The sequence below is a fragment of the Streptomyces sp. NPDC093544 genome (genome assembly GCF_040683495.1).
In the GTDB taxonomy this organism is placed as follows: Bacteria; Actinomycetota; Actinomycetes; order Streptomycetales; family Streptomycetaceae; genus Streptomyces.
In genome coordinates this window covers 127,302-153,067 of record NZ_JBFBEA010000013.1, presented here as the reverse complement: position 1 = coordinate 153,067, position 25,766 = coordinate 127,302, and the positions used below count along the sequence as shown (strand labels likewise).

Here is a 25,766-nt window from a genome sequence, read left to right as displayed (position 1 = left end):
GCTTGTCTGATGTCCCGGGAGCCCTGGGACCGACAAGGAGCAGGCCATCGGAGGCGAGGGTGCCGTGGCCTCAGCGGAATCGGCGCTCTGCACGACGGCATACTGGGCCGACAAGGGTTACCACAGCGCCGACGGACAGCGCCTGCGCCCTACCGGGCCAGCTGAAAGAACTTGCCCGCGAACCCGCGCGCCATCAACAGCTCCCCCACGAGATCCACGCGCTGCAGACAAGGCACAAATGGTCAGGCCTGCCGGGACGCCAACTCCACCACCGTGATGTCCGACGGCGCCCCCACCCGCGTCGGCGGCCCCCACGCGCCCGCACCCCGGCTGACGTACAACTGCGTGTCCCCGTACCGCTCCAGCCCCGCCAGGGTCGGGTTCGCCAGGTCCGCGATGAAGTTGCCCGGCCACAGCTGCCCGCCGTGGGTGTGGCCGGAGAGCTGGAGGTCGACGCCGTGCTCGACGGCGTCGTGGATCTGGACCGGCTGGTGGGCGAGCAGGACGCTGGCCCGTGTGGTGTCCCGGTCGCCGAGCGCCTTGGCGAAATCGGGACCCTGGCCCTCGCTCTCACCCGCCACGTCGTTGACCCCGGCGAGGTCGAAGGCGGGCAGCTCCACGCGCGCGTTCTCCAACGGGCGCAGGCCGAGCCGCCGTACCTCCTCGACCCACTGCTCGGCGCCGGAGAAGTACTCGTGGTTGCCGGTGACGAAGAACGCCCCGTGCCGGGCCTTGAGCTGGGCGAGGGGTGCCGCCGCGGGCCCGAGGTCCTTCACGCTGCCGTCGACCAGGTCGCCGACGACGGCGATGAGGTCGGGCTGGGTCGCGTTGATGGTGTCGACGACCTTCTGCGCGAAGCCCCGGCCCAGAACAGGCCCCAGGTGGATATCGCTCACCACCGCGATCCGGAACCCGTGCGCGGAGCGCGGCAGCTTGGCCAGCGGCACGGTCACCCGCTTGACGGAGGGCCCGCGCAGGACGCCGTACGTCCCGTACCCGACAGTTCCGACGGCGGCAGCAGCCGCGGCACCCCCCACCACGCGGGAGACGAAAAGCCGCCGAGACGGCCCAGCACCTCCACCCGCACCCGCAGAACCGGCCGAAGAGGACGTACCGGAACGTCCCCCCGCAGCGGCTGGCGCGTCAACACCGTCACCTTCCGAAGCAGCCGATTCCGCGTCAGACCGAGGACGGATGCTCCGGTGCGGCCCCGACCCGACGACGACCGCAGGCGAGGCAGCCGCACCAGGCGCGCCGGCCCCCCTCCGCGACAGGAACCGCCGCAACAGAGGCCGTACGACCTCCCCCACCAACAGACTCAGACCGAGATACATGAACAGCGCCAGCCACAGGAACCCGGGCCAGGCCAGCGTCTGCTGGAGCCAGAACGGCGCGCCGCTGCGCTCGGCGACGAGCGCCGTGACCATCAGCACGGGCCCGGCGACGAACACGACGGTGCCCAGGCGGCGGCCGAGCCCCGCTCCGCGGGTCGTGTCGCGCACCAGGCGGCGCCACTCGTACCAGTGCAGTGCTCCGAGCACGGCCACCACGACCAGCAGAACGAGCACAAACACAACGACCACGGTCTCGTACCCCCGTTATGACGACGTCTGATGTGACGACGCCTGGTCCGACGATTCCTGGTCCGACGACTCCTGGTCCGACAACGCCTGGTCCGACAACGCCTGGTCCGACGCCATCTGGCGCAAGGCGCGGACCCCGCGCAACCCGATGCCCCCGACAACCGTCCCCAAGACAAAGGAGACGACCGCGAGCGTCAGGTGCACCCAGAGGTACGCCGTCGGATCGCCCGCGTCGTCGAACGCGAGCCCGCTGCCGTCCTTGAACAGATTCTTGATGAAAGTGATCCAGATGACCCAGCTCCACACCCCGAAGGCGACCAGGAACCAGGAGACGGGGCGGGTGAGCTTCATGGGTTCAGTATCGCCGTCGCCGGCCGGGCTCCGGCGCCGGGGTGGGGAGGGGAGTGGGACTTCCCGACCGGAGCCATGTAATTTCTCGACCGTGCCCGCCACCAACTCGACCCCGTCCGCCAGCGATAAGACCGCCCTGCGGTCCTTGCTGGTCACTTCCGCCACCCTGTTGTCCCTCTCCCTCACCGCACCCGCGTTCGCGTTCGCGGACGCTAGCCCGTCCCCAACCCCCGCGGCCTCCACCTCGCCGTCAGCCACACCCCCGGCGAACATGTCGACGGTGGGCGGCGAACAGCTCGGCAAGGCCGGGACCCAGGCGAACCTCGGCGCCGGCGCCCCCGTGCTGCCGAAGGACATCAGCGCCCGCTCCTGGATCGTCTCCGACGCCGAGTCCGGCGAAGTCCTGGCCGCCCACAACGCACACTGGCGGCTGCCCCCGGCAAGCACCCTGAAGATGCTGTTCGCCGACACGCTGCTGCCGATGTTCCCGAAGACCACCGAGCACAAGGTGGTGCTCTCCGACCTGGCGGGCATCGGCGCGGGGTCGAGCATGGTGGGGATAAAGGAGGACGAGACGTACACGGTCCACGATCTGTGGCTCGGCGTCTTCCTTCGCTCCGGCAACGACGCCGTACACGTCCTGTCCGCCATGAACAAAGGCGTCGACCAGACGGTCAAGGACATGCAGGCGCACGCGGAGGAGCTCCAGGCCCTCGACACGAACGTGGTCAGTCCGGACGGCTACGACGCGAAGAACCAGGTGTCCTCGGCGTACGACCTGACGCTGTTCGCCCGCTCCGGGCTGCAGAAGGAGGACTTCCGCGAGTACGCCTCGACGGTGTCGGCGAAGTTCCCGGGCGAGACGACGAAGGACAAAAAGGGCAAAACAACCCGTGGGTCCTTCGAGATCCAGAACACCAACCGGCTGCTCACGGGGGACAGCGACATCTCGCAGTACCAGGGCATCGCAGGTGTGAAGAACGGCAACACCACGAACGCGGGAGCCACCTTCACCGGTGTCGCCGAGCGCAACGGCAAAGTGCTGCTCGTCACGGTCATGAACCCGGAGAAGGACGAGCACAACGAGGTCTACAAGGAGGCGGCCGCGCTCCTCGACTGGGGCTTCAAGGCGGCGGGCAAGGTCGAGCCGGTAGGCGAACTGGTGCCGCCACAGGGCGTCGACACGAGCGCGCAGCCGGGCGCGAACGCGTCCACCCCGGGTGCGGACAACGCGTCCTCGAAGCCGGTGGCCGCGTCCGCCGAGGCGAACGACGGTTCGGGCGGTGTAGGGATCGCGCTGGCCATCACGGGCGGCCTCCTCGTACTGATCGCGGCCGGTGGCTTCCTGGTCAACCGCCGCTGGCCGCTGCCGGACCTGATGCGCCGCCGTCGCTGACCCCAGCCTCGGCCTCTTCATCCTCGGCCTCTTCAGCCGCTTCGTCTGCTTCGGCTTCGTCCTCCTTGCTCTGCGTCGCCGTCCAGGCGGCGCAGAACAGCAGCAGTTTCGCGGTGAAGTTGATCCACAGCAGGAGCGCGATCGGCACCCCGAACGCGCCGTACATGCTCTTCGACGCCACTTCGCTCATATAGCCGCTGAGCAGCAGCTTGAGCAGTTCGAACCCGGCAGCGCCGATCAGCGCGCCGACGACGAGCCGACGACGCGGTGGCTGGACGCCGGGCAGCAGCGTCAGGAGGTACAGCAGGATCAGGAAGTCGGTGAGTACGGCGACGGTGAACGCGGCCGCCTGGAGCAGGACGCCGCCCCAGCCGTTCTCGTCGATACCGATCTGGCGGGCCGTCCAGCCGACCGTCGTGGACGCGCCGACGGAGACGACGATGGTGACGAGCATGGCGCCGCCGAGCCCGATGAGTACGCGCGCGTCCTTGAGCTTGACCAGGACGGGGTTCTCCTCCGGGTCCGGCAGCTCCCACACCGCCCGCAGACAGTCCCGCATCTGACCGACCCAGCCGATGCCGGTGAACAGCAGAAGGGCGCCCGCGATGACACCGACCGTGCCGGCGTTCTCGACCAGCGAGTTGATGTCGAGCTGGTCGGAGATGCCCGGCACCTGGTCGGCGAGCTTGTCCTGGAGATCTTGCTGCTGCTCACTGCTCAACGTGGCGGCGGCGATCGCCGCGACGACGGTGAGCAGCGGGAAGAGCGCGACGAAGCTGATGAAGGTCATCGCCGCGGCGAGACGCGTCCACTTCACCCGGTCAAGCCGCTCGTACGACCGCCACGCGTGCGTGGCCATCAGGCGGACGACCAACGGACCCACGCCGGGAAGCTTCTTCAGCCAGTCCATGATCTGACTCTGCCCTCGCCTCGGAGACCCAATGTGCGGGTACCCCGAAAACACGCGAGCAGGAGCCCGTGTCGGCGTACGGGTCCAGCAGACCAGCTACACGGGAAAGGCCTCGGCAGCGGCGGCAGCAGCTACCGGCCCGGCAAAAGGCTGGGCGGCCGGGCCCCGGTCAGTGCGCGGGCAGCGTGGTGTCGCGCTCCGCGGGCGCGCAGGCCTGCGGAGGCACCACCGCGCCGCCGAAGACGTACTCCCGCAGCTGGCGCCAGACCCCGTCCGCGCCCTGCTCGTAGAGCGCGAATCCGGTGCAGGGCCACGCGGCCCCGTACCCGGCGAGTTCCTCGTACGCCCTGTCCATCGCCTCGTCGTCGATCCCGTGTGCCACGGTGACGTGCGGGTGGTAAGGGAACTGCAGTTCGCGTGCCACGGGCCCGGAGACATCCCTGACCTGCTTCTGCAGCCAGGTGCAGGACTCGGCACCCTCGACGACCCGCACGAACACGACGGGCGACAGCGGGCGGAAGGTGCCCGTACCGGAGAGCCGCATCGGGAAGGGGCGCCCGGCGGCGGCGACCTCGACGAGGTGCGTCTCGATCGCGGGCAGCGCCGAGGCGTCGACCTCTGTCGGCGGCAGCAGGGTGACGTGTGTGGGGATGCCGGAAGCCGCGAGGTCACCGAAGCCCGCGCGCTGCTCCTGGAGCAGGCTGCCATGAGGCTCCGGGACCGCGATCGACACACCGATCGTTACGGTCCCCACGTCGTCTCCTGTCGTCGTATCGGTTCTTCTCGGTTCCTCGCGGGCAGGCGTGACCGCTTGGCTGGTACGGCTATCGACTGTACGGCGGTGCCGCCCGATCCCGGCTGTCGTGCGGGTGTTGTGCTCGTCTCGTACTGGCTTTCTCGGACGTGCTGTCGTCCTGACGGCCCTGTCCTGACAGGCCTGTCCTTGACAGCCTTGCCGGCCGGGCTGTCGTCCTGACCGCCCTACCGGCCGCCCTGTACGGCCGCGGTACCCGCCGCCGTACCGGCTGTCAGTGCTTGGCAGGCAGGAAGCCGACCCTGTCGTACGCCCGGGAGAGGGTCTCCGCGGCGACGGCGCGCGCCTTCTCGGCGCCCTTGGCCAGGATCGAGTCGAGCGTCTCCGGGTCGTCCAGATACTGCTGGGTGCGCTCCCGGAAGGGCGTCACGAAGTCGACCATGACCTCGGCAAGGTCCGTCTTCAGCGCACCGTAGCCCTTGCCGACGTACTTCTCCTCCAGTTCGGCGATACCGGTTCCTGTGAGGGTCGAGTAGATGGTCAACAGGTTGCTGATACCCGGCTTCTCACCCGTGTCATACCTGATGACGGTGTCCGTGTCGGTGACCGCGCTCTTGACCTTCTTGGCCGTCGTCTTCGGCTCGTCGAGCAGGTTGATGAGGCCCTTCGGAGTGGACGCCGACTTGCTCATCTTGATCGACGGGTCCTGCAGATCGAAGATCTTCGCCGTCTCCTTGAGGATGTACGGCTTCGGAACCGTGAACGTCTCGCCGAAGCGGCCGTTGAAGCGCTCGGCGAGGTCCCGGGTGAGCTCGATGTGCTGACGCTGGTCCTCACCGACCGGGACCTCGTTGGCCTGGTAGAGCAGGATGTCCGCGACCTGGAGGATCGGGTACGTGAAGAGGCCTACGGAGGCACGGTCGGCGCCCTGCTTCGCGGACTTGTCCTTGAACTGGGTCATGCGGCTCGCCTCGCCGAAACCGGTGAGGCAGTTCATGATCCAGGCGAGCTGGGTGTGCTCGGGAACCTGACTCTGGACGAAGAGCGTGCAGCGGTCCGCGTCGAGCCCCGCGGCGAGCAGCTGCGCGGCGGCCAGCCGGGTGTTGGCGCGCAGGTCCGCGGGGTCCTGCGGAAGGGTGATCGCGTGCAGGTCGACGACCATGTAGAACGCGTCATGGGACTCCTGCAGAGCCACCCACTGGCGGACGGCGCCGAGGTAGTTGCCGAGGTGGAACGAGCCTGCGGTGGGCTGGATTCCGGAGAGCACACGGGGACGATCAGAGGCCATGGGTCCATTCTCTCAGGTGACCCTCATTGCTCGGGAACAGGTCGGGAACAGGTGGGAACCGATTGGACCCGGGCGGTGTAACAACAGTGTGAGGACGCGGGAGGGGGGCCGCATCGTCGTCGACGAGGCCGTGGTGATCGCACGGGTACGCGCCGGGGAGCCGGAGGCGTACGCGGAGCTGGTGCGCGCCCATACGGGCATCGCGATCAGGGCGGCCAAGGCGCTGGGGGCGGGTGCGGACGCGGAGGACGTGGTGCAGCAGGCGTTCATCAAGGCGTACTGCTCGCTGGGGCGCTTTCGGGACGGCGCGGCGTTCAAGCCGTGGCTGCTGTCGATCGTCGCCAATGAGACGAGGAACACAGTGCGGACGGCGGTACGCCAACGGACGCTGGCCGGCCGCGAGGCCGCGCTCGTGGAGGCGGAGCCGCTGATACCGGAATCGGCCGACCCGGCGGTCGCAGCGTTGGAGATAGAGCGCCGCGCGGCACTGCTGGTCGCCCTGGACCGGTTGAGCGAGGACCACCGGCTCGTCGTCACCTACCGCTATCTCCTGGAGATGGACGAACCGGAGACGGCCCAGGCCCTCGGCTGGCCCCGCGGCACGGTGAAGTCACGGCTCAGCCGCGCTCTGCGGAAGCTGGAGCGACTGCTGCCGGATTTCGAGCCTGGGGATCACCGGGAGTCCCGGGAAGGAGGTGATGAACATGAGTGAGCCGTACGAGCCTGGGGGCGCGGGGTCGTCCTCCGGTGACCGGGATCGGCGTGATCGTGGCCGTGGGCACGGGCACGGGCACGGGCACGGGCACGGGCACGGGCACGGGCGTGAGCGTGAGCGTGAGGGCGTCTCGCGGCTGCCCGACGAGCTGCGGGCACTCGGGCGCTCGCTGGATCAGCCGGGGGCGGCCGGAAGCGAGTCGATGGTCGAGAGGGTGCTGGAGCAGATACTCGCCGAACGGCTACCAGTCCAGAACCCGGTCCCGAACCCGGTCCCGGCCCCTGTCGCCGAGCCTCCGGGGCGCGGCGAGCGGCTCCGCGGGGTGCGCCGCTGGGCCCGGATGCGCTGGCGCGCGCTGACCGCGGGCCTGTGCGGACTGCTCACGGTCCTCGTGCTCACGCCGCCGGTGCGCGCCGCGGTGGTGGACTGGTTCGACTTCGGCGGGGTCGAGGTGCGGTACGCCCCGTCGGCAGTGCCCTCACCCGGAGCGAAGGTGCCCGGCTGCGAGGGCTCCTCGTTGACCCTTGCCGAGGCCGGACGGCAGGCGGGCTTCGCACCGGTCGTGCCCACTGCTCTGGGGACACCGGGAGCGGTGATGGTGACGCGTGAGCCGAAGGGGCGGTTCCTGGTCACTCTGTGCTGGCGTGAGCAGGGGCACACGGTGCGGCTGGACGAGTTCGCGGCGCAACTGGACCCGACGTTCACCAAGATGGTGAGAGAGCAGCCGGAGTATGTGCCGCTGGGCGCCGGCACGGACTACGCGAATCAGGCGCTGTGGTTTGCCAGGCCCCATCTCCTGGAGATCTGGCTGTTGGACGAACACGGCGACCGGTTCACCCGCTCCCAGCGGACCGCCGGACCGACTCTGCTCTGGATGCACGGGGGTGACATGACCTTTCGGCTGGAGGGCGTGGCGACCAGGTCCCGGGCGGTGGAGATCGCCAAGTCCGTCAACCGGTCGGCCGACTAGTCCTCCCCCGGCGCACTGCCCTGTCCACCGACGGGTCCGCCGACATGCCCGCCGACGAGCCCGCGAACTGGTCCGGGATCCGGGACCCAGTCCAAAACTGCTCCGAGCGGAATGGGAACCCCGAGGCGTCGAGCGGTGTACCAGAAGTGACACGCAGCGTGCGGGCGGGCGCCGCACCTGGATCGACTGGTTGCTTGGGGGTTCGGATGCGCAGGATTCGTGAACTGGTGGCGGCGCTTGGGGCGTTGGCGATGGCCGTCGCCGTGGTGTTGCTGAGCGCACCGCTTGCGACGGCGGGCGGCCCGACGAGTGTGCTGGTGGTCTCGCCGGAGAGCGAGGAGACCGCGGCGTTCTACTACTCGGACGAGGAGTACGGCGAGTTGCAGGACCTGCTCGGCGAGCCGACCAGTGGTACACGCGACGTGCCGCCCGGGCTGGGTGTGGGCAGCGGCCGTCAGATCAATGTGACGTGGCTGGTCCATGACGTGTCGCCGTGGCGGGTCGACCGCGTGTATCCGGACACCGAACGAGGCGGAGAGGTCTGGATACACACGGCCAACGACGTGCCGCAGTCCACGAACGGCTACTGGCACAAGGCCGAGCAACCGGACGCGGTGCGAGCGCTGTTCAAGTCACTCGGCGTGCTCGGCAAGTCGTCAGGTGCCGGCGTCGGGGCCATCTATCCGGCACCCTGGCAGTCGGACGGCGCCGCAGCAGCCGCCCCCATACCCACCGACCAGTCCGTTACGACGGCCGCCGCGACGCCGGGCGACGGTACGGACTGGTGGTGGGCGATACCGGGAGCCGCGGCCGGAGCTGTGCTGGCGCTGGTGCTACGGCCGCTCGTCCCGGAGGTGCGGCGTCGGCTGTCGCCGGCCCGACGGCGGGCGGATCGGGAGCCGGGACCGCGACAGGAGCTGATCGACTCATGAGCCTGGCGACGCTCGCGAAGGTCGCGACGCTCACGAAGGCCACGAAGCTCGTGACACACGAGAACATCGCGAACATCGGTCAACCTCGTGAAGCCGACGAGACCTGTGAAGACCGTCCCCGGCCGCGAGCTCAGCCGAGGTCGATCTCCGGGTAGAGGGGGAAGCCGGTGAGCAGGTCGGTGGCGCGGTGCGAGATCTCGTCGGAGATCTTCGGGTCCAGGACATGCTGCGCCTTGGACGGGCTGCCCTTGGCGGTGGTGCCGGGCTCGGCGGCGGTGAGGACGCGGTCGATGAGCCCTGCGATCTCATCCATTTCCACCGCGCCCAGGCCACGCGTGGTCAGCGCGGGCGTGCCGATGCGGATACCGGAGGTGTACCAGGCACCGTTGGGGTCGGCGGGGATGGAGTTGCGGTTGGTGACGATGCCCGAGTCGAGCAGCGCGGTCTCGGCCTGGCGGCCGGTGAGGCCGTAGGAGGAGGCGACGTCGATCAGGTTGAGGTGGTTGTCGGTGCCGCCGGTGACCAGCGTGGCGCCGCGGCGCATCAGGCCCTCGGCGAGGGCGCGGGCGTTGTCGACGACGGCCTGGGCGTAGTCACGGAAGTCGGGGCGGCGGGCCTCGGCGAGCGCGACGGCCTTGGCGGCCATGACATGCGGAAGGGGGCCGCCGAGGACCATCGGGCAGCCACGGTCGACCTGCTCGGCGAGGGTCTCGTCGCACAGCACCATGCCGCCGCGCGGGCCGCGCAGTGACTTGTGGGTGGTGGTGGTGACGATCTGGGCGTGCGGGACGGGGTCGAAGTCGCCGGTGAGGACCTTGCCGGCGACGAGGCCGGCGAAGTGGGCCATGTCGACCATCAGCGTCGCGCCGACCTCGTCCGCGATCTCCCGCATGATGCGGAAGTTCACCAGGCGGGGGTAGGCGGAGTAGCCGGCGACGATGATCAGGGGCTTGAACTCACGGGCGGAGGTGCGCAGGGCCTCGTAGTCGATGAGGCCGCTGGCGGGGTCGGTGCCGTAGGAGCGCTGGTCGAACATCTTGCCGGAGATGTTCGGGCGGAATCCGTGGGTGAGGTGGCCGCCGGCGTCCAGGGACATGCCGAGCATGCGCTGGTTGCCGAGGTCGCGGCGGAGCTGGGCCCAGTCGGCCTCGGTGAGGTCGTTGACGTTGCGGACGCCGGCCTTGGCGAGCGCCGGGGCCTCGACGCGCTGGGCGAGGACGGCCCAGAAGGCGACGAGGTTGGCGTCGATGCCGGAGTGCGGCTGGGCGTAGGCGTGCTCGGCGCCGAAGAGTTCGCGGGCGTGCTCGGCGGCGAGGGCCTCGACGGTGTCGACGTTGCGACAGCCGGCGTAGAAGCGGCGGCCGACGGTGCCCTCGGCGTACTTGTCACTGAACCAGTTGCCCATGGCCAGGAGGGTCGCCGGGGAGGCGTAGTTCTCGGAGGCGATCAGCTTGAGCATGTCGCGCTGGTCGGCGAGTTCCTGGCCGATGGCGTCGGCGACGCGGGGCTCCACGGCCCGGATCACTTCGAGGGCGCTGCGGAAGGCGGTGGACTGGGTGGAAACGGGCTGTTCTGACATGGCGGCCTCCGGACGGCGTGGCGTACAACGTTCACGATTCACGGTTCGGCCCAGGCGCACGGCACTCAGTCTGCGAGCCGCTCCCCGATGGTCGGTCCCATCCCAGCGCGCCAGTCACGGCCCGCCGGTCACCCTACCGGGCGCGCCGGATCGCGAGGTTCCTGAGTCCACGATGCGAGCGACGAGAGGGACGATGGGATTGGGCCGAAAACCGGCCACCATTCCCCTGTGCGATAGGAAACGGAGGACCCCGTGAGCGCTACGGAGACCACACGGGCGTACTTCGCCTCGGCCGACGCGCACAGTGCGCACAACTACCAGCCGCTGCCGGTTGTCGTGGCGACGGCGGACGGGGCGTGGATGACGGATGTCGAGGGGCGCCGCTATCTCGACATGCTCGCCGGATACTCGGCGCTGAATTTCGGACATGGCAACCGGCGGCTGATCGACGCGGCGAAAGCGCAGCTGGAGCGGGTGACGCTGACGTCGCGGGCGTTTCACCACGACCGGTTCGCCGAGTTCTGCACGCAGTTGGCGGAGCTGTGCGGCATGGAGATGGTGCTGCCGATGAACACGGGCGCGGAGGCGGTGGAGACGGCCGTGAAGACGGCCCGGAAGTGGGGGTACCGGGTCAAGGGCGTCCCGGACGGCAGGGCGAGGATCGTGGTGGCGAGCGACAACTTCCACGGCCGTACGACGACGATCATCAGCTTCTCCACGGACGTGGAGGCGCGGGCGGACTTCGGGCCGTACACGCCGGGCTTCGATGTGGTGCCGTACGGGGATCTGGCAGCGTTGCGGGAGGCGGTCACCGAGGAGACGGTCGCCGTGCTGCTGGAGCCGATCCAGGGGGAGGCGGGGGTACTGGTGCCGCCGGAGGGCTACCTCCAGGGGGTGCGCGAGGTGACGCGTGAGCGGAACGTCCTGTTCATCGCGGACGAGATCCAGTCGGGGCTGGGGCGGACGGGCCGGACCTTCGCCTGTGAGCACGAGGGGGTCGTGCCTGACATGTATGTGCTGGGCAAGGCGCTCGGGGGCGGGGTTGTGCCGGTGTCGGCGGTGGTGTCCTCGGCCGAGGTGCTCGGGGTGTTCCGGCCGGGGGAGCACGGGTCGACGTTCGGGGGGAATCCGCTGGCCTGTGCGGTGGCCCTTGAGGTGATCGCGATGCTGCGGTCGGGCGAGTATCAGCGGCGGGCCGCCGAGCTTGGTGATCATCTGCACCACGAGCTGGGCCTGTTGACGGGCACACGTCATGTGACGCAGGTGCGCGGGCGTGGGCTGTGGGCGGGTGTCGACATCGCCCCCGCGTACGGAACGGGCCGGGAGATCTCCGAGAAGCTGATGGACCGGGGTGTCCTGGTGAAAGACACCCACGGGGTCACCATCCGGATCGCCCCACCGCTGGTCATCAGCAAGGAGGACCTGGACTGGGGGCTCGCCCAGCTCCGCGGGGTGCTCACCGTCAAGGCGTAGGGCTAGTCGCGGCGGCCACGCTCCGTGGCGGGGGTGTCCGGCCGGTCGGTGGGGTGGGCCGACCACTGGAGGAGGAAACGCAGTGCTTCCTGGGAGGGGGAGTCGGGTGGGGCGGTGTAGGCGACCAGTTGCTGGTCGGGCTGTGTGTCGACGGAGAACTGCTGGACGTCGAGGGTCACGCTGCCGATGACCGGGTGGTGGTAGGTCTTGGCGAGCTGCCTGGGCCCGCGGACCTGGTGGTCTGCCCACCAGGTCCGGAAGTCCGGGTCGCGGACGGTGAGTTCGCCGACCAGGGCGGACAGTGCCTGGTCGTCGGGGTGACGTCCGGCCTCCATCCGCAGGACCGCGACGCACTCGCGTGCGGCGCGCGGCCAGTCCGCGTACAGGGCTCGGTAGGCGTCGTCGAGGAAGGTCAGCCGGATCAGGTTGCGCTCGACCGGGGGCAGCGCGGCGAAGTCGGTCAGCAGGGCGGCCGCGCCACGGTTCCAGGCCAGCACGTCCATCCGGCGGTTGAGGACCATTGCCGGGATGTCGTGCATGCCGTCGAGAAGTTGCCGCAGCTGCCCGTCGACCTTCTGTCCGCCTGGCCGAGTCGCGGGGGTGACCTGCGTGGCATCCGCCACGGTGAACAAGTACGCGCGTTCGTCCGGGGCGAGCTGCAGCGCGTCGGCGAGCGCGTCGAGGACCGGGCGGGAGACCCGGCGGGTGCGTCCCTGTTCAAGCCGTACGACGTAGTCGATGCTCACGTGCGCGAGCTGGGCCAGTTCCTCGCGGCGCAGGCCCGGGACCCGGCGCAGGCGGCCGTCATCGGGCAGGCCGAGGCGGTGCGGGTCGAGGGCGGCGCGGCGGGCGCGAAGGAAGTCGCCCAGTTCGTTGCCGCTCGAAGACTCGCCATGGCTTTCCATGCCTCCCAGTGTCCGCCAGGCCGCAGCCGCGTGCCTGGTACTGGTCTGCACAGGCAGGGCCCTCCCTGGCACCCCGCACGAGGCGGCGCGACGGTGGTGGATGTGGTCGGCGGACTGCGGACTCACGTCGACCCCCGGAACCTCGCCCCCCTGTGGCGAGGCCCGTGAAGCGACCCCCCGTGAGGCGAGCCCCATGAGCCACCGAGCCGCCCTGTACGACTGGAGAACACCCCCATGAAGACGGACGTCACCTTTCTCAGCGCCGGACTGAAGATCGCCGGTCATCTCCACACCCCCGACAGCGAAGTCGGCGGCCCTCACCCCGCCGTCGTCGTGGGCCATCCCGGCAGCGGTGTGAAGGAACAAGCCGCCGGACTGTACGCGCGGCGCCTGGCCGGGCAGGGCTTCGTCGCCCTCGCGTTCGACGCCGCCTTCCAGGGGGAGAGCGAGGGCACCCCGCGCGGCCTGGAGGACCCGGCCCACCGGGTGGAGGACATCAAGGCCGCGGTCTCGTTCCTCACCACCCGTGACGAGGTCGACCCCGACCGCATCGGGGCGCTGGGCATCTGCGCCTCCGGTGGGTATGTACTTCCCGCCGCCGCCACCGACCACCGCATCAGGGCCGTCGGCACCGTCAGTGCCGTCGACATCGCCCGCCAGTTCCGCCTGGGCGCGGACGGCACCCAGGATCCGGCCGTCATCCAGGGCATGCTCGACGCGGCCGCGGCGGCGCGTACCGCCGAGGCCCGCGGCGAGGGTGTCCAGAGTTTCCAGCTCTTCCCCGACACCGCCGAGCAGGCCCGCGCCCTGGGCGGCCGGCACGGCTTGGACGGCTTCGAGTACTACTGCACCGACCGCGCTCAGCACCCGCGCTCGGCGAAGTTCCTCACCTGGTCCAGCGTTGATCACATGGTCTCCTTCGACGCCTTCCGCTTCGTCGATCTGATCGCGCCGCGCCCGCTCCTGATGGTGGTCGGAAGCGAGGCGGTGACCTCCTGGATGAGCGTCGAGGCGTTCCAGAGCGCCCGCGGTCCCAAGGAACTCCACTGGATCGACGGCGCCGGCCATGTCGACCTCTACGACAAGGAGCAGTACGTGGGCCCCGCGGTCGCGCAACTGACCGACTTCTTCCGGGCCCACCTGGCCGGGGCCAAGTAGGACGCCGGGCACGCGGCTGCTTCACTACAGTCGCTTCGTGCTCTTTGGAATGATCTGTGCCCTTGGCGCGGCGGTCTGCTTCGGTACGGCGACGGTGTTGCAGGCGATGGCCGCGCGGGCGGCTGCGGCCGGCGACGGCGGCAGCTCGGGCAGCGGGTCAGGGGTGGATGCCGCGCTGCTCCTGCGTGCGTTGCGGCAGTGGCGGTATCTGGTCGGGCTCGCACTCGACGGGGCGGGGTTCGTGCTCCAGATCGCTGCGCTGCGGTCCCTGCCCATCTACACGGTGGGTGCGGCGCTCGCCGCGAGCCTGGCGGTGACGGCGGTGGTCGCGGCGCGGCTGCTGCGCGTGCGGCTGAACCGGGTCGAGTGGGGTGCGGTGGGAGTGGTGTGCGCGGGGCTCGCGATGCTGGGGCTGGCGTCGGGGGCCGAGGGGGACCGGGCGGGGTCCGACGCGTTGAAGTACGCGATGTTGGGGACCGCGGTGGCGGTGCTGCTGCTGGGGGCCGTGGGCGGGCGGTTGCCCGGGCGGGGGCGGGCGCTTGTCCTGGGGCTGGGGGCCGGGTTCGGGTTCGGAGTGGTTGAGGTGGCGGTCCGACTTATCGACTCGCTCGCGGTCGGATATCTGCTGCGCAACCCGGCGACGTACGCGCTACTCGTGGGTGGAGGTGCGGCGTTTCTGCTTCTCACATCCGCCCTGCAGCGGGGGTCGGTGACCGTGGCCACCGCCGGGATGGTCGTGGGGGAGACCGTCGGGCCTGCGGTGGTGGGAGTGGTGTGGCTGGGGGACCGTACGCGGGAGGGTTTGGGGTGGCTGGCGGTTCTGGGGTTCGCGGTGGCGGTGGTCGGGGCGTTGGCGCTGGCGCGGTTCGGGGAGGCGCCGGTGGAAGGGGGGACGTAGGGGTTTTTCGCCCCCTCCGCCCCTGCCCGTCCCGTATCTGGGGGCTGCCGCCCCCGGACCCCCGCTGTCGGCCTGAACGGCCTCGTCCTCAAACGCCGGACGGGCTAGATGATTTCCAGCGACCCGCACAGCGCGTCCAGCGCCCCCGACCACGCATGGTCCGGCGGTGTGCCGTATCCCACCACCAGCGCGTCGAGTGGATCGGTGACGGCGTCCGGGTGGCGGTAGCGGGACAGGCCGTGGAGGGCGAGGCCCTGCCACGCTGCCGCTCGTACGACGGACTGCTCGGTGCCGGGCGGGAGTTGGAGGACGGCGTGGAGGCCGGCCGCGATGCCGGTGGCGTGGACGACGGGGGCGCGGGTGGCGAGGGAGGAGACCAGGGCGTCGCGGCGGCGGCGGTAGCGGAGGCGGGCGGCGCGGACGTGGCGGTCGTAGGCGCCGGAGGTGATGAACTCCGCGAGGGTCAGTTGGTCAAGGACGCCGGTGGACCAACCGCCCCCGCCCTTCAGCGCCTTGACCTCGCCCGCGAGCGACGGCGGCAGGACCAGCCAGCCCAGGCGCAGGCCGGGTGCCAGGGATTTGCTGGCGGTGCCGAGGTAGACCACGCGGTCGGGGTCGAGGCCTTGCAGGGCGCCGACCGGCTGGCGGTCGTAGCGGAACTCGCCGTCGTAGTCGTCCTCCAGGATCAGCCCTCCGGTGCGGCGGGCCCAGTCCACGACCTCGGCCCGGCGGTCGGGGTGGAGCGGGACCCCCATGGGGAACTGGTGCGCGGGGGTCAGCAGCAGGGCCCGTACGCCCGTCAACTCGTCCGTTCGGGTGCCGAGTTCGTCGAGCGGCAGGGGGACCGTGCGCAGGCCCGAACGGTGCAGCAGGTTCCAGTGCACGTCGAGGCCGTACGACTCCACGGCGAGCGAGCGCAGGCCCCGTCGGCGCAGGACCGCGCCGAGCAGCGTCAGGGCGTCCGCGAACCCGGAACAGATGACGATGCGGTCCGCGTCAGCCCGTACACCACGGGCGCGGGAGAGGTAGCCCGCGAGGGCGGTGCGCAGTTCGGGACGGCCGCGCGCGTCGCCGTAGCCGAAGGCCTCGTGCGGTGCTGCGGTCAGGGCGCGGCGGGCGGCCTTGAGCCACTCGGCGCGCGGGAAGGAGGCGAGGTCGGGGCTGCCGGGGACCAGGTCGTACATGGGGTGGCCCGGCTCGCGGGTGCGGGGCGCCGATTCCGGCGCCGGCCGTGGAACCGCTCTCTCCGCCACCCGGGTGCCCGAGCCCTGCCGTGCGGTGAGCCAGCCCTCGGCGACGAGACCGGCGTACGCGTCGGCGACCGTGTTGCGGGCGATGCCCAGGTCGGCGGCGAGCGAACGGGACGAGGGGAGGCGGATTCCTGGGGCGAGCCGACCGCTGCGGACGGCCTCCCGCAGCGCGTCCGTCAGACCTCTGCGAACACCGGGCCCGGTCGGCTCGACATGCAGGTCGACCCCCAAAGTGGCCCATGTTTCTGCCATGGAAATGGACCATACCCCTGGGCTACTCCGCTCGTAGGGTCCATCACATGACTACGCACACCACCACCCCCCGAACCGTGCCGACGGACAACGACGAGACCACGACGTACGCCCCCGAGCCCAGCGCCCGTCTCCCCTGGGCCAAGCTCGCCCCCGACGTCTACAAGGCCATGGTCAGGCTCGACGCGGCAGCCCGGCAGGGCGTGGACCCCGTACTCCTGGAGCTTGTGAAGATCCGCGCCTCGCAGCTCAACCACTGCGCGTTCTGTCTCGACATGCACACCAAGGACGCGCTCGCGGCCGGTGAGAGCGTCGAGCGGATCGTGCAGCTCAGCGCGTGGGAGGAGTCGCCGCACTTCTACACGGAGAAGGAGCTCGCGGCGATCGAACTGACCGAGGCGGTGACCGTGCTGAGGGACGGGTTCGTGGCGGACGCCGTATACGAGCGTGCCGCCGAGCACTTCGAGGAGGGTGAGCTGGCGCAGCTGATCGCCTCGATCACGGTGATCAACGCCTGGAACCGGTTCGGGGTGGCGTGCCGACTCGTGCCGGGTCACTACGAGGCCGGGCAGTTCAAGTCATAGGTCAGTCGCAGGCCAGCCCCCCGGCCAGTGGTGGGCCTGTCGCAGGCCAGTCCTAAGTCTTGCCGGGCGCCTTCCTGCGAGGCGAGGCGAGGCGAGGTGAAGTGAAGTGAAGTGAGGCGCCCGGCGTGGGCCTATGGACGACGCTAGGACGGAAGCCATGCCCTCCATGTCGACTCGTGGCCCGCCACCCACTTCTTCGCCGCCTCCTGCGCCGGCAGCTTGTCGTCGGCGATCAGCAACGACACCTCGTTCTGGTCCTCCGTCGTCCACTTGAAGTTCTTCAGGAAGGCGGCCGCCTGGCCGCCGGACCGGGCGAAGTCGGTGTTGAGGTACTTCTGGAGTGGGGTGTGGGGGTAGGCGCAGGCGACCTTCGTCGGGTCCGCGTCGCAGCCCTCCTCGTAGGCCGGAAGCTTCACCTCGGTCATGGGGACCTTCTTGAAGAGCCACTGGGGGGCGTACCAGTACGTGAGGAAGGGCTTCTTCTCCTTCGCGAACTGTTGCATCTGGGTGATCTGGGCCGCTTCCGAACCGGCGAACACCACCTGGTAGTCGAGCTTCAGGTTGTCGACGAGCGCCTTGTCGTTCGTGACGTACGACGGTGAGCCGTCGAGGAGTTGGCCCTTGCCGCCGCTCTCCGCCGTGCGGAGCTGGTCGGCGTACTTGTTGAGGTTCTTCCAGTCGGTGACGTCCGGGTGCTGCTTGGCGAAGTACGTGGGGACGTACCAGCCGATGTGCCCGGTCACCCCCAGTCCCCCGCCGGAGGTGATCGTCTTCTTGTCGTCGACGTACCGCTTCTCCTGGTCGGGGTGGCCCCAGTCCTCCAGGATCGCGTCGACCCGGCCCTGGCTCAGCGCGTCCCACGCGGGGACCTCGTCGACCTGGACGGTGTCGACGCGGTAGCCCAGCTCGTGTTCGAGCAGGTACTGCGCCACGGCCACATTGGCCTGCGCGCCGACCCACGACTGCACGGAGAGGGTCACGGTCTTGGCGCCCTGCGCGTTGGCGAAGGGCGAGGCCTGCTTGGTCATGTCGGCGGCGCCGCAACCGGTCGCCAGGACCAGTCCCGCAAGAGCGGCGGTCATTTGCGTACGAGACATCATCCGCGTACGAGACATGTCACGCTCCCTTCTTCGGACGGCGCTGCGTCGGCTGGGTCACCCGGTCGAGCATCAGGCCGAGGCAGACGATGGCGGCGCCGGCGACCAGGCCGGTCGCCAAGTCGCCCTGAGCCAGGCCGAACACGACGTCGTAGCCGAGCGCGCCGCCGCCGACCAGACCGCCGATGATGACGACGGCGAGGACGAGTACGACACCCTGGTTGACGGCGAGAAGCAGCGCCGGGCGGGCCAACGGGAGCTGGACCTGGCGCAGTTGCTGCCCGCTGGTGGCGCCGAGCGAGCGGGCTGCCTCCAGTGCGGCGGGGTCGACCGCGCGCAGGCCCTGGGTGGTTATGCGGACGACGGCGGGGAGGGCGTAGACCACGGCCGCGGCGACGGCGGGCGCGCGGCCGATGCCGAAGAGCGCCACGACCGGGATCAGATACACGAACTGCGGCATCGTCTGGAAGACGTCGAGGACCGGCCGCAGCAGGCGTTCGACGCGCTCGCTGCGCGCCGCCGCGATGCCGGTCGCGAGGCCGAGGACAAGGGTCACGGCGACCGCCGCGAGCACCTGCGACAAGGTGTCGAGAGACGGCTGCCAGACGCCCAGGACGCCGATCGCGGCCATCGCGAGGACCGCGGTGAGCGCCGTGCGCCAGGTGCCGATCAGCCAGGCGAGCGCGGCGACGATCAGGAGGACCGACCACCAGGGCAGCCACTGGAGGCCGTCCCGGAGGGGGTTGAGGATCCAGGTGGTGAAGTGGGCGGCCCAGTCGGCCGTTCCGCCGATGTAGGGGACGCCGGAGTAGAGGTGGTCGGTCATCCAGTCGACGGTCCGGTTCACGGGCTCGGCGATGGCCACGTTCCAGGCCTCGGGCCAGTCGAGTCGGCCCGCGAGACGTCCGGCGACCGCCACGACGAGGGCTGCCGCAGCGGCGTAACCCCAGCGCGGGAGGCTTCCGTCGGATTCGCCGAGCCGCTCCCCCGCGGCCGCCGTCACCCGGTCCAGTACGACCGCGAGCAGCACGATCGGGACTCCGGCCGCGAGCGCGGCGCCCACGTCGACCGAGGCGAGGGCCTGGTAGACGCGGTCGCCGAGACCGCCCGCGCCGATCACGGAGGCGATGACGGCCATGGACAGCGCCATCATGATCGTCTGGTTGAGGCCGAGGAGGAGTTCCTTGCGGGCGAGCGGAAGGCGGGCGGTGAGCAGGCGCTGGCGGGCCGTGGCGCCGAGTGAGGCGACGGCCTCCATGACACCTCCGTCGGCGTCGCGCAGGCCGAGCGCGGTGAGGCGGGCCATGGGCGGCGCGGCGTACACGACGGTCGCGAGGACGGCGGCCGGGACACCGATGCCGAAGATCAGGACGACCGGGAGGAGGTACGCGAACGCCGGGAGCACCTGCATGGTGTCGAGGACCGGCCGCAACGCGCGGTACGTACGGTCGGACAGGCCCGCCGCGAGGCCGAGCAGCGCGCCGAGCGCGACGGACGCGAGCACCGCGACCACCATGAGCGCCAGCGTCTGCATGGTGGGCACCCACATACCGAGCAGGCCGCAGGCGAGGAACGCGGCGGCCGTACCGAGCGCCAGTCGCACGCCCGCGACCCGCCAGGCCACGAGTGCCGCCACCGCGGTCACCCCGGCCCAGCCCGCGCCGAGCAGCACCAGGTAGACGGCGCGTACGGCGAGGGTGACGGCGTTGCTGACGTACCCGAAGAAGTACAGGAACAGCGGGTGGCTGTCCCGGTTGTCGATGATCCAGTCGCTGGCCCTGCCGAGGGGTTCGGTCAGGTCGACGGTGAGGGCGTTGGGCCAAGTGCCGCTTGCCCACTGGGAGTTGAGGACGGGCACGAGGACGGCTGCCGCCAGGGCGAGCAGCAGGAGCTTGCCGGCGGCTCGGTGGCGGAGGAGGCTTCTGGCCCGGTCGGCCGGTCCGGTATGGCCGACGGGTGCGGTGACGGCAGCCATCAGGCCACTTCCTCACCGCGGACGGCGTCGAAGCTGTCGTCGGCGGCTTTGACGTCGACGTGCCCGCCGGGGCCGTCGGAGCCGCCGTTGCTGCCGCTGCCGCCGTTGGGGGACACACCGGATACGCCGGACACCCCGGCCACCACCCCGAGCAGTGAAGGCGAGTCCACAACCCCGAGGCACCGCCCCCGCTCCATCACCCGCGCCGGAGCTCCCGCCCGTGCCACCGCCTCGATCGCCTCCGACACGGTCGCGCCCGGCGCCACGGCTGGACCCCGGCCGCCCGCCTCGGCGGCGGACGCGGCGCGCATGGCCGACCGCACCGTCATCACCTGCTCGCGCGGAACATCCCGTACGAACTCACGCACGTAGTCGTCGGCCGGCGAGCCGACGATCTCCTCGGGGGTGCCGAGCTGGACGATCCGGCCGTCGCGCATCAGGGCGATGCGGTCGCCGAGCCGCAGGGCCTCGTTGAGATCGTGGGTGATGAAGACCATCGTGCGGCCCTCCTCGCGGTGGAGCCGGATGACCTCCTCCTGCATGTCGCGCCGGATCAGCGGGTCGAGCGCACTGAACGGCTCGTCGAACAGCAGGACTTGGGGATCGGCGGCAAGAGCCCGGGCGAGCCCGACACGCTGCTGCTGACCACCGGACAGCTGTCCGGGCCGCCGCTGTTCCATGCCCTCCAGGCCGACCTTGGTGACGATCTCCTGCGCCCGCTCCCGGCGCGCGCTCTTGGACATCCCCTGGATCTCCAGGCCGTACGCGACGTTGTCCAGGACCGAGCGGTGCGGCAGCAGACCGAAGTGCTGGAAGACCATCGCGGCACGGTGGCGGCGCAGTTCGCGCAGCCGGGCCGCGTCCATCGCGAGGACGTCCTCGCCGTCGATGGCGAGCGCGCCCGACGTCGGCTCGATGAGCCGGGTCAGACAGCGCACGAGCGTGGACTTGCCCGAGCCGGACAGGCCCATCACGACGAAGACCTCGCCCTTGTGCACGTCGAAGCTGACGTCGTGGACGGCGGCCGTGCAGCCGGTACGGGACCGGAGTTCGGCGGAGGTGAGCGCCGCGAGTTCGGGGTCGCCGGGGACGCGGTCGGCCTTCGGTCCGAAGACCTTCCACAGGTTGCGTACGGAGAAGACGGGCGTCGCGGCCGTCTCAGCCGCAGTCACAGTCACAGTCGCCCCACTCACGGTCGCCTCAGTCACAGTCACAGTCACCTCAGCCGCAGTCGCCCCGCTCACAGTCGCCTCAGTCACGTTCGCCTCGGACGTCGTACTCTCGGACGTCGTACTCATCGCACCCCGCCCCCGATCAGCTCGGCGCATTTCTCCCCGACCATGAGGACCCCGATCATCGGGTTCACGGCGGGCATCGTCGGGAAGACGGACGCGTCGGCGATCCGGATGCCGTCCAGGCCCCGGATGCGCAACTCGGGGTCCACGACGGCGAGTTCGTCCGCTCCGTCGCCCATACGGCAGGTGCCCGCCGGGTGGTACACGGTGTGCGCCACATGCCGCGCGTACGCGCTGAGCTCCTCGTCGTCCGTGATCTCAGGACCCGGGCACACCTCGCGCTTGAGCCAGCCGGCGAGCGGTTCGGACCTGGCGATCTCGCGGGCGATCTTGATGCCGTCGACGAGGGTACGGCCGTCGTAGTCGTCCTCGTCGGTGAAGTACCGGAAGTCGAGGGCGGGTTTGACCGCCGGGTCGGCGCTCTCCAGATACAGCCGGCCTCGGCTGCGCGGCTTGGGGATGTTGGGGGTCATGGAGACGCCGTGCTCGGGACGCTCGTATCCCAGCCGCTCCGGGTTGTCCGTGAACGGCACCTGGTAGAAGTGGAACATCAGGTCGGGACCCGTGTGTTCGGGGTCGCGGTGCACGAACAGGCCCGCGTCGGAGTCCATCGCGGAGTTCTCGGGGATGGGCCCGTTCGTCTCCCAGACGATCACGGACTCGGGGTGGTCGAGCAGGTTCTCGCCGACGCCGGGCAGGTCGTGCGCGACGGGTATGCCGAGCCGCTCCAGGTCCTGCGCCGGCCCGATTCCGGAGTGCAGCAGCAGGCGCGGCGAGTCCACGGCGCCCGCACACAGCAGGACTTCACCCCGAGCCTGCAGAAGGATCTCCTCGCCGTCCTTCGTGCGGACGTGTACGCCCGTCGCACGCGTGCCCTCCAGCTCCAGCCGGTACGCCCAAGTCTCAAGGAGCAGAGTCAGGTTGGGCCGCTCGTCCATCACCGGGTGCAGATACGCCACCGACGCGCTCGACCGCTTGTTGTTCTCGGGGTGGTAGGCGAGGTCGAAGAAGCCGACGCCCTCGGTGAACGGCTTCTTGTTGAAACCATCGACGCGCGGCACACCGAGCACGGCGTGCGCGGTGTCGACGAAGTCACGCGCGATGGCGTTCCGGTCCTTCTCGTCGACCGGCACGATGTTGTTGAGAAGCCGCGCGAAGTACGCCTCCATCGGCGCCGCGCCCCAGCCCTTGGCGCCCGCCGCCTCCCACTCGTCCCAGTCGGACGGCAGCGGCTTGAACGCGATCAGCGTGTTGTGCGAGGAACAGCCGCCGAGCACCCGGGCGCGGCTGTGCCGGATGAAGGAGTTGCCGCGTGGCTGCTCGGTCGTCGGGTAGTCGTAGTCCAACTCCCCGCCGAGCAGGCCCATCCAGCGGCGCAGGGTGAGGACGTCGTCGCGGCCGACGTCGCTGGGTCCGCCCTCGATGACGGCGACGGTGACGCCGGGGTTCTCGGTGAGGCGGGACGCGATGACGGAACCGGCGGTGCCGCCGCCGATGACGACATAGTCGTACTCATGCTCATGCGTGTTCTCGGGCATGGGGACGTACTCCAAGGTGCTTTGTTCGGTGGGGGGTTGAGGAGGTGGTCCGCGGGTCAGCCCGCGAACCACCGCACCGGCTTCGGCGCCAGGTTCTGGTACACGTGCTTGGTCTCGCGGTACTCGGCGAGACCGGCCGGGCCGAGCTCCCGCCCGACGCCGCTCTTGCCGAAGCCGCCCCACTCCGCCTGCGGGAGATAGGGGTGGAAGTCGTTGATCCAGACGGTGCCGTGCCGCAGCCGTCCGGCGACGCGGCGGGCGCGGCCGGCGTCGGCGGTCCAGACGGCGCCCGCGAGTCCGTACTCGGTGTCGTTGGCGAGCGCGACGGCCTCTTCCTCCGTGCGGAAGGTCTCCACCGTCAGCACGGGCCCGAAGACCTCCTCGCGGACGACCCGCATCTCGCGATGGCACTGGTCCAGGACGGTCGGCTCGTAGAAGTACCCGGTGGCGGGCCTGGTCCCGGAGGGCTCGGGACGGCTGCCCCCGGCGCGCAGCACCGCGCCCTCCGCGAGCGCCGAGGCGACGTACGCCTCCGTCTTCTCCCGCTGCTGCTCGGAGACGAGCGGGCCGCACTCGACGCCGTCCTCGGTGCCGCGGCCGAGCCGGATGGCGCCTGCCCTGCGGGCGAGTTCGGCGACGAAGCGCTCCCGCACGGACTCCTCGACGATGAGGCGGGAGCCCGCCGAGCACACCTGGCCGCTGTGGATGAAGGCGGCGTTGAGGGCCTGGTCGACGGCGGTGTCGAACCCTTCCTCCGTCGCACAGGCGTCGGCGAAGACGACGTTGGGGTTCTTGCCGCCGAGCTCCAGCGCGACCTTCTTCACCGTCACGGCGGCGGCCCGCGCGACCTTCGTACCGCTGACGAGACCGCCGGTGAAGGAGACGAGATCGACCTCGGGGTGCTCGGCGAGCCGGGCGCCGACGGTGTGCCCGGGCCCGGTGACGATGTTGGCGACACCGACGGGCAGCCCCGCCTCAACGAGCAGGCGGATCAGGGCGATGGTGGTCAGTGGAGTGATCTCGCTCGGCTTGACGACGAAGGTGTTGCCGGCCGCGAGGGCGGGAGCGATCTTCCAACTCGCCTGGAGCAGGGGGTAGTTCCAGGGCGTGATCAGCGCGCAGACTCCGACCGGCTCGTGCACGACGACGCTGTGAATGTCGTCGGAGCCCGCGTCGACGACGCGCCCGCCGCCCTCCCCGACCACGAGATCGGCGAAGTACCGGAAGGCGTCCGCGACACAGTCGATGTCGACGCGCCCCTCTTCGAGGGTCTTGCCCGCGTCACGGCTCTCCAGCAGCCCGAGTTCTTCGCGATCGCGTACGAGGAGATCGGCGACGCGGCGCAGGAGGGCGGCGCGCTCGGCGACGGACGTGCGCGGCCAGGGGCCCTCACCACCGTCGAAGGCGCTGCGTGCGGCCGCGACCGCTATGTCCGTGTCCTTCTCGTCACCCTCCGCGACCACGGCGAACGGCAGTGCGTCCGCGGGGTCGAGGATCTCGCGGGTGGCCCCGGAGACCGCTTCCAGCCACTCCCCGCCCGCATGAATGGTCTTCCCCGCCTGCTGTTCCGTACTGTCCGACATGATCGGTATTGCCTTCCGTTCCTGTTCAGCGCCCCAGCGTCACCAACTGTCACTCTCGGGGACCGTGAGCCCCTGCCCGGGGCGTCCGTATGCATGCGCAATCCATGGCCGAAAGTGGGCCACATCACTGAACAGTCGGACAAATGGGGCGAAACATGGGCTGGTTAGCGTCAGGGATCCCGGCCTCTGCCGACCACCTCTTCGCGGACCACTGGTTCGAGAAACGGCCGGACAGGTCCTAAGCGACGGCGGCCGACCAACCCCCCATCAACTCCCGTACGACGCCCCGCAGCCACGCGTGCGCCGGATCGGCCTCATGGCGCGGGTGCCAGGCCAACCCAAGCTTGAGCGGGGGCAGTTCGAGGGGAACCTCGAAGGTGACCAGGCCGAACGTGGCTGCCATCGGCAGGCCCCAGGAGCTGGTCAGCCCGATCAGGTCGGTGTCCCGCAGTACGAACAGCGAGGCAGGCAGGGTGCCGACGGCGCCCACCACCCGCCGTTCCAGACCGAGTTCGGCGAGCGCGGCATCGACGGGACCGTGCAGCTTGCCGCGCCGCGACACGATCAGGTGAGACGCCGACTCGGCGAACCGCCGTGGGGTCAACTCCCCCTCCAGCAGCGGATGTCCGGCCCTTACGATCCCGACCATCCGGTCCTCGTGGAGGGCCTCCACATGCACTTCGGGCGCCGTGGTGTCGACGACCCCCACCTCCAGGTCGGCGGTCCCCTGCCGCAGGAACGGCGCGTCGACATGACTCTCGGAGAGGAACCGGATGCGGATGCCGGGCGCCTCCTCGGCGGCGCGCGCGAAGAGGGCCGCGCCGTACAGGGCGGCGATCGCGTCGTGGCCCAGGATCGTGAACGTACGGCTGACGGTCCTGAGGTCGGTGTCCCGGCCCGGCGCGAACAGGGCCCGCGCCCGCTCCACCACCGCGCTCACCTCCGCCCGTACGGACAGCGCGTGCGGGGTGGGCACCATCCGCCGTCCCGCCCGGACGAGCACGGGATCCCCGAGCGCCTTGCGGATACGGCCGAGGGTGCGGCTCATGGCGGGTTCGGAGAGATGCAGCCGCCGCGCCGCACCCTGAACACTCTGCTCCTCAAGGAGCACATCGAGGGCGACCAGCAGATTCAGATCAAGCCCGGCACCCGACCGCTCGGGTTCTCTGGGTTCTCTGGATTCCCTGGATTCCCTGGATTCCCTGGATTCCCTGGATTCCCTGGATTCCCTGGATTCCCTGGATTCCCTGGATTCCCTGGATTCCCTGGATTCCCTGGAT

The 25,766-nt window shown here is 70.3% G+C and carries 22 protein-coding genes and 1 riboswitch; of the genes, 8 read left to right on the top strand and 14 right to left on the bottom strand.

From position 1 onward, the window contains the following. Window positions 1-242: 242 nt before the first annotated feature. Together AB0N66_RS21305 and AB0N66_RS21300 are read right to left on the bottom strand one after the other, a co-directional pair. Window positions 243-1,583, bottom strand: a complete 1,341-nt coding sequence (locus AB0N66_RS21305) for a metallophosphoesterase (RefSeq protein ID WP_365437185.1) — start codon at window positions 1,581-1,583, stop codon at window positions 243-245. Window positions 1,584-1,598: 15 nt separating this feature from the next. Next, on the bottom strand, window positions 1,599-1,934 hold the full coding sequence (locus AB0N66_RS21300) for a hypothetical protein (RefSeq protein ID WP_365437182.1): 336 nt from the start codon (window positions 1,932-1,934) through the stop codon (window positions 1,599-1,601). On the opposite strand from AB0N66_RS21300, the gene AB0N66_RS21295 reads away from it, so the two are divergent. Further along, window positions 1,933-3,330, top strand: coding sequence for a D-alanyl-D-alanine carboxypeptidase (locus AB0N66_RS21295; RefSeq protein ID WP_365437530.1), 1,398 nt, complete (start codon window positions 1,933-1,935; stop codon window positions 3,328-3,330). The two genes, AB0N66_RS21300 and AB0N66_RS21295, sit on opposite strands and share 2 nt — an antisense overlap. On the opposite strand, the gene AB0N66_RS21290 is transcribed toward AB0N66_RS21295, so the two are convergent. The 3 genes from AB0N66_RS21290 to trpS all read right to left on the bottom strand — a co-directional run bounded on the left by AB0N66_RS21290 (window position 3,284) and on the right by trpS (window position 6,282). Beyond that, window positions 3,284-4,240, bottom strand: a complete 957-nt coding sequence (locus AB0N66_RS21290) for a YihY/virulence factor BrkB family protein (RefSeq protein WP_365437179.1) — start codon at window positions 4,238-4,240, stop codon at window positions 3,284-3,286. The genes AB0N66_RS21295 and AB0N66_RS21290 overlap by 47 nt on opposite strands. Before the next feature lie 169 nt (window positions 4,241-4,409). Then, a complete protein-coding gene (locus AB0N66_RS21285) occupies window positions 4,410-4,994 on the bottom strand; it encodes a 2'-5' RNA ligase family protein (RefSeq protein ID WP_365437177.1) in 585 nt (194 codons plus the stop codon). Window positions 4,995-5,268: 274 nt separating this feature from the next. After that, on the bottom strand, window positions 5,269-6,282 hold the full coding sequence (trpS, locus tag AB0N66_RS21280; RefSeq protein ID WP_365437174.1) for a tryptophan--tRNA ligase: 1,014 nt from the start codon (window positions 6,280-6,282) through the stop codon (window positions 5,269-5,271). A gap of 133 nt (window positions 6,283-6,415) precedes the next feature. Here trpS and AB0N66_RS21275 point away from each other — a divergent pair, with 133 nt between their 5' ends. The 3 genes from AB0N66_RS21275 (at window position 6,416) to AB0N66_RS21265 (ending at window position 8,899) form a co-directional block, all read left to right on the top strand. Next, a complete protein-coding gene (locus AB0N66_RS21275; protein WP_365437528.1) occupies window positions 6,416-6,994 on the top strand; it encodes a sigma-70 family RNA polymerase sigma factor in 579 nt (192 codons plus the stop codon). Beyond that, window positions 6,987-7,967, top strand: coding sequence for a hypothetical protein (locus tag AB0N66_RS21270; protein ID WP_365437171.1), 981 nt, complete (start codon window positions 6,987-6,989; stop codon window positions 7,965-7,967). The genes AB0N66_RS21275 and AB0N66_RS21270 overlap by 8 nt, the downstream gene beginning before the upstream one ends. A 206-nt stretch (window positions 7,968-8,173) precedes the next feature. Beyond that, window positions 8,174-8,899 carry a hypothetical protein gene (locus AB0N66_RS21265; protein WP_365437168.1) on the top strand — a complete coding sequence of 242 codons (726 nt, stop codon included), beginning with the start codon at window positions 8,174-8,176 and terminating at the stop codon, window positions 8,897-8,899. A gap of 130 nt (window positions 8,900-9,029) precedes the next feature. Here the strand turns inward: AB0N66_RS21265 and AB0N66_RS21260 are convergent, their stop codons facing one another. Next, window positions 9,030-10,478 (bottom strand): glycine hydroxymethyltransferase, encoded by a 1,449-nt coding sequence (locus tag AB0N66_RS21260; RefSeq protein WP_365437165.1) that lies wholly within the window; start codon window positions 10,476-10,478, stop codon window positions 9,030-9,032. Window positions 10,479-10,519: 41 nt separating this feature from the next. Continuing rightward, window positions 10,520-10,606, bottom strand: a riboswitch (ZMP/ZTP riboswitch). 124 nt (window positions 10,607-10,730) lie between these two features. Here AB0N66_RS21260 and rocD point away from each other — a divergent pair. Then, entirely contained in the window at window positions 10,731-11,951 is a 1,221-nt protein-coding gene (rocD, locus tag AB0N66_RS21255; RefSeq protein ID WP_365437162.1) for an ornithine--oxo-acid transaminase, read from the top strand. 2 nt (window positions 11,952-11,953) lie between these two features. Here rocD and AB0N66_RS21250 read toward each other — a convergent pair whose 3' ends face one another. Then, the gene (locus AB0N66_RS21250) at window positions 11,954-12,856 is read right to left on the bottom strand and encodes a helix-turn-helix transcriptional regulator (protein WP_365437159.1); all 903 of its coding nucleotides are present in this window, start codon (window positions 12,854-12,856) and stop codon (window positions 11,954-11,956) included. 234 nt (window positions 12,857-13,090) lie between these two features. On the opposite strand from AB0N66_RS21250, the gene AB0N66_RS21245 reads away from it, so the two are divergent. Continuing rightward, window positions 13,091-14,014 carry an alpha/beta hydrolase gene (locus tag AB0N66_RS21245; protein WP_365437156.1) on the top strand — a complete coding sequence of 308 codons (924 nt, stop codon included), beginning with the start codon at window positions 13,091-13,093 and terminating at the stop codon, window positions 14,012-14,014. 49 nt (window positions 14,015-14,063) lie between these two features. Beyond that, a complete protein-coding gene (locus tag AB0N66_RS21240; protein WP_365437525.1) occupies window positions 14,064-14,912 on the top strand; it encodes a hypothetical protein in 849 nt (282 codons plus the stop codon). A 104-nt stretch (window positions 14,913-15,016) separates the two neighbouring features. Here the strand turns inward: AB0N66_RS21240 and AB0N66_RS21235 are convergent, their stop codons facing one another. Further along, a complete protein-coding gene (locus AB0N66_RS21235; RefSeq protein ID WP_365437153.1) occupies window positions 15,017-16,414 on the bottom strand; it encodes a PLP-dependent aminotransferase family protein in 1,398 nt (465 codons plus the stop codon). 47 nt (window positions 16,415-16,461) lie between these two features. Between AB0N66_RS21235 and AB0N66_RS21230 the strand changes: the two genes are divergently transcribed. Next, entirely contained in the window at window positions 16,462-16,998 is a 537-nt protein-coding gene (locus tag AB0N66_RS21230; RefSeq protein ID WP_365437150.1) for a carboxymuconolactone decarboxylase family protein, read from the top strand. Between the two features lie 143 nt (window positions 16,999-17,141). Here the strand turns inward: AB0N66_RS21230 and AB0N66_RS21225 are convergent, their stop codons facing one another. The 6 genes from AB0N66_RS21225 to AB0N66_RS21200 all read right to left on the bottom strand — a co-directional run bounded on the left by AB0N66_RS21225 (window position 17,142) and on the right by AB0N66_RS21200 (window position 25,621). Next, window positions 17,142-18,080, bottom strand: coding sequence for an ABC transporter substrate-binding protein (locus tag AB0N66_RS21225; protein ID WP_365437147.1), 939 nt, complete (start codon window positions 18,078-18,080; stop codon window positions 17,142-17,144). Window positions 18,081-18,114: 34 nt separating this feature from the next. Beyond that, entirely contained in the window at window positions 18,115-20,070 is a 1,956-nt protein-coding gene (locus tag AB0N66_RS21220; protein ID WP_365437145.1) for an ABC transporter permease subunit, read from the bottom strand. Next, window positions 20,070-21,248 carry a glycine betaine/L-proline ABC transporter ATP-binding protein gene (locus AB0N66_RS21215; RefSeq protein ID WP_365437142.1) on the bottom strand — a complete coding sequence of 393 codons (1,179 nt, stop codon included), beginning with the start codon at window positions 21,246-21,248 and terminating at the stop codon, window positions 20,070-20,072. Before AB0N66_RS21215 ends, AB0N66_RS21220 begins: the two co-directional genes overlap by 1 nt. Before the next feature lie 116 nt (window positions 21,249-21,364). Continuing rightward, window positions 21,365-22,903 carry a GMC oxidoreductase gene (locus AB0N66_RS21210; protein ID WP_365437139.1) on the bottom strand — a complete coding sequence of 513 codons (1,539 nt, stop codon included), beginning with the start codon at window positions 22,901-22,903 and terminating at the stop codon, window positions 21,365-21,367. Window positions 22,904-22,959: 56 nt separating this feature from the next. Beyond that, window positions 22,960-24,486 carry an aldehyde dehydrogenase family protein gene (locus AB0N66_RS21205; RefSeq protein ID WP_365437136.1) on the bottom strand — a complete coding sequence of 509 codons (1,527 nt, stop codon included), beginning with the start codon at window positions 24,484-24,486 and terminating at the stop codon, window positions 22,960-22,962. Window positions 24,487-24,724: 238 nt separating this feature from the next. Beyond that, window positions 24,725-25,621, bottom strand: a complete 897-nt coding sequence (locus tag AB0N66_RS21200) for a LysR family transcriptional regulator (RefSeq protein ID WP_365437522.1) — start codon at window positions 25,619-25,621, stop codon at window positions 24,725-24,727. Between the last annotated feature and the right edge of the window lie 145 nt (window positions 25,622-25,766).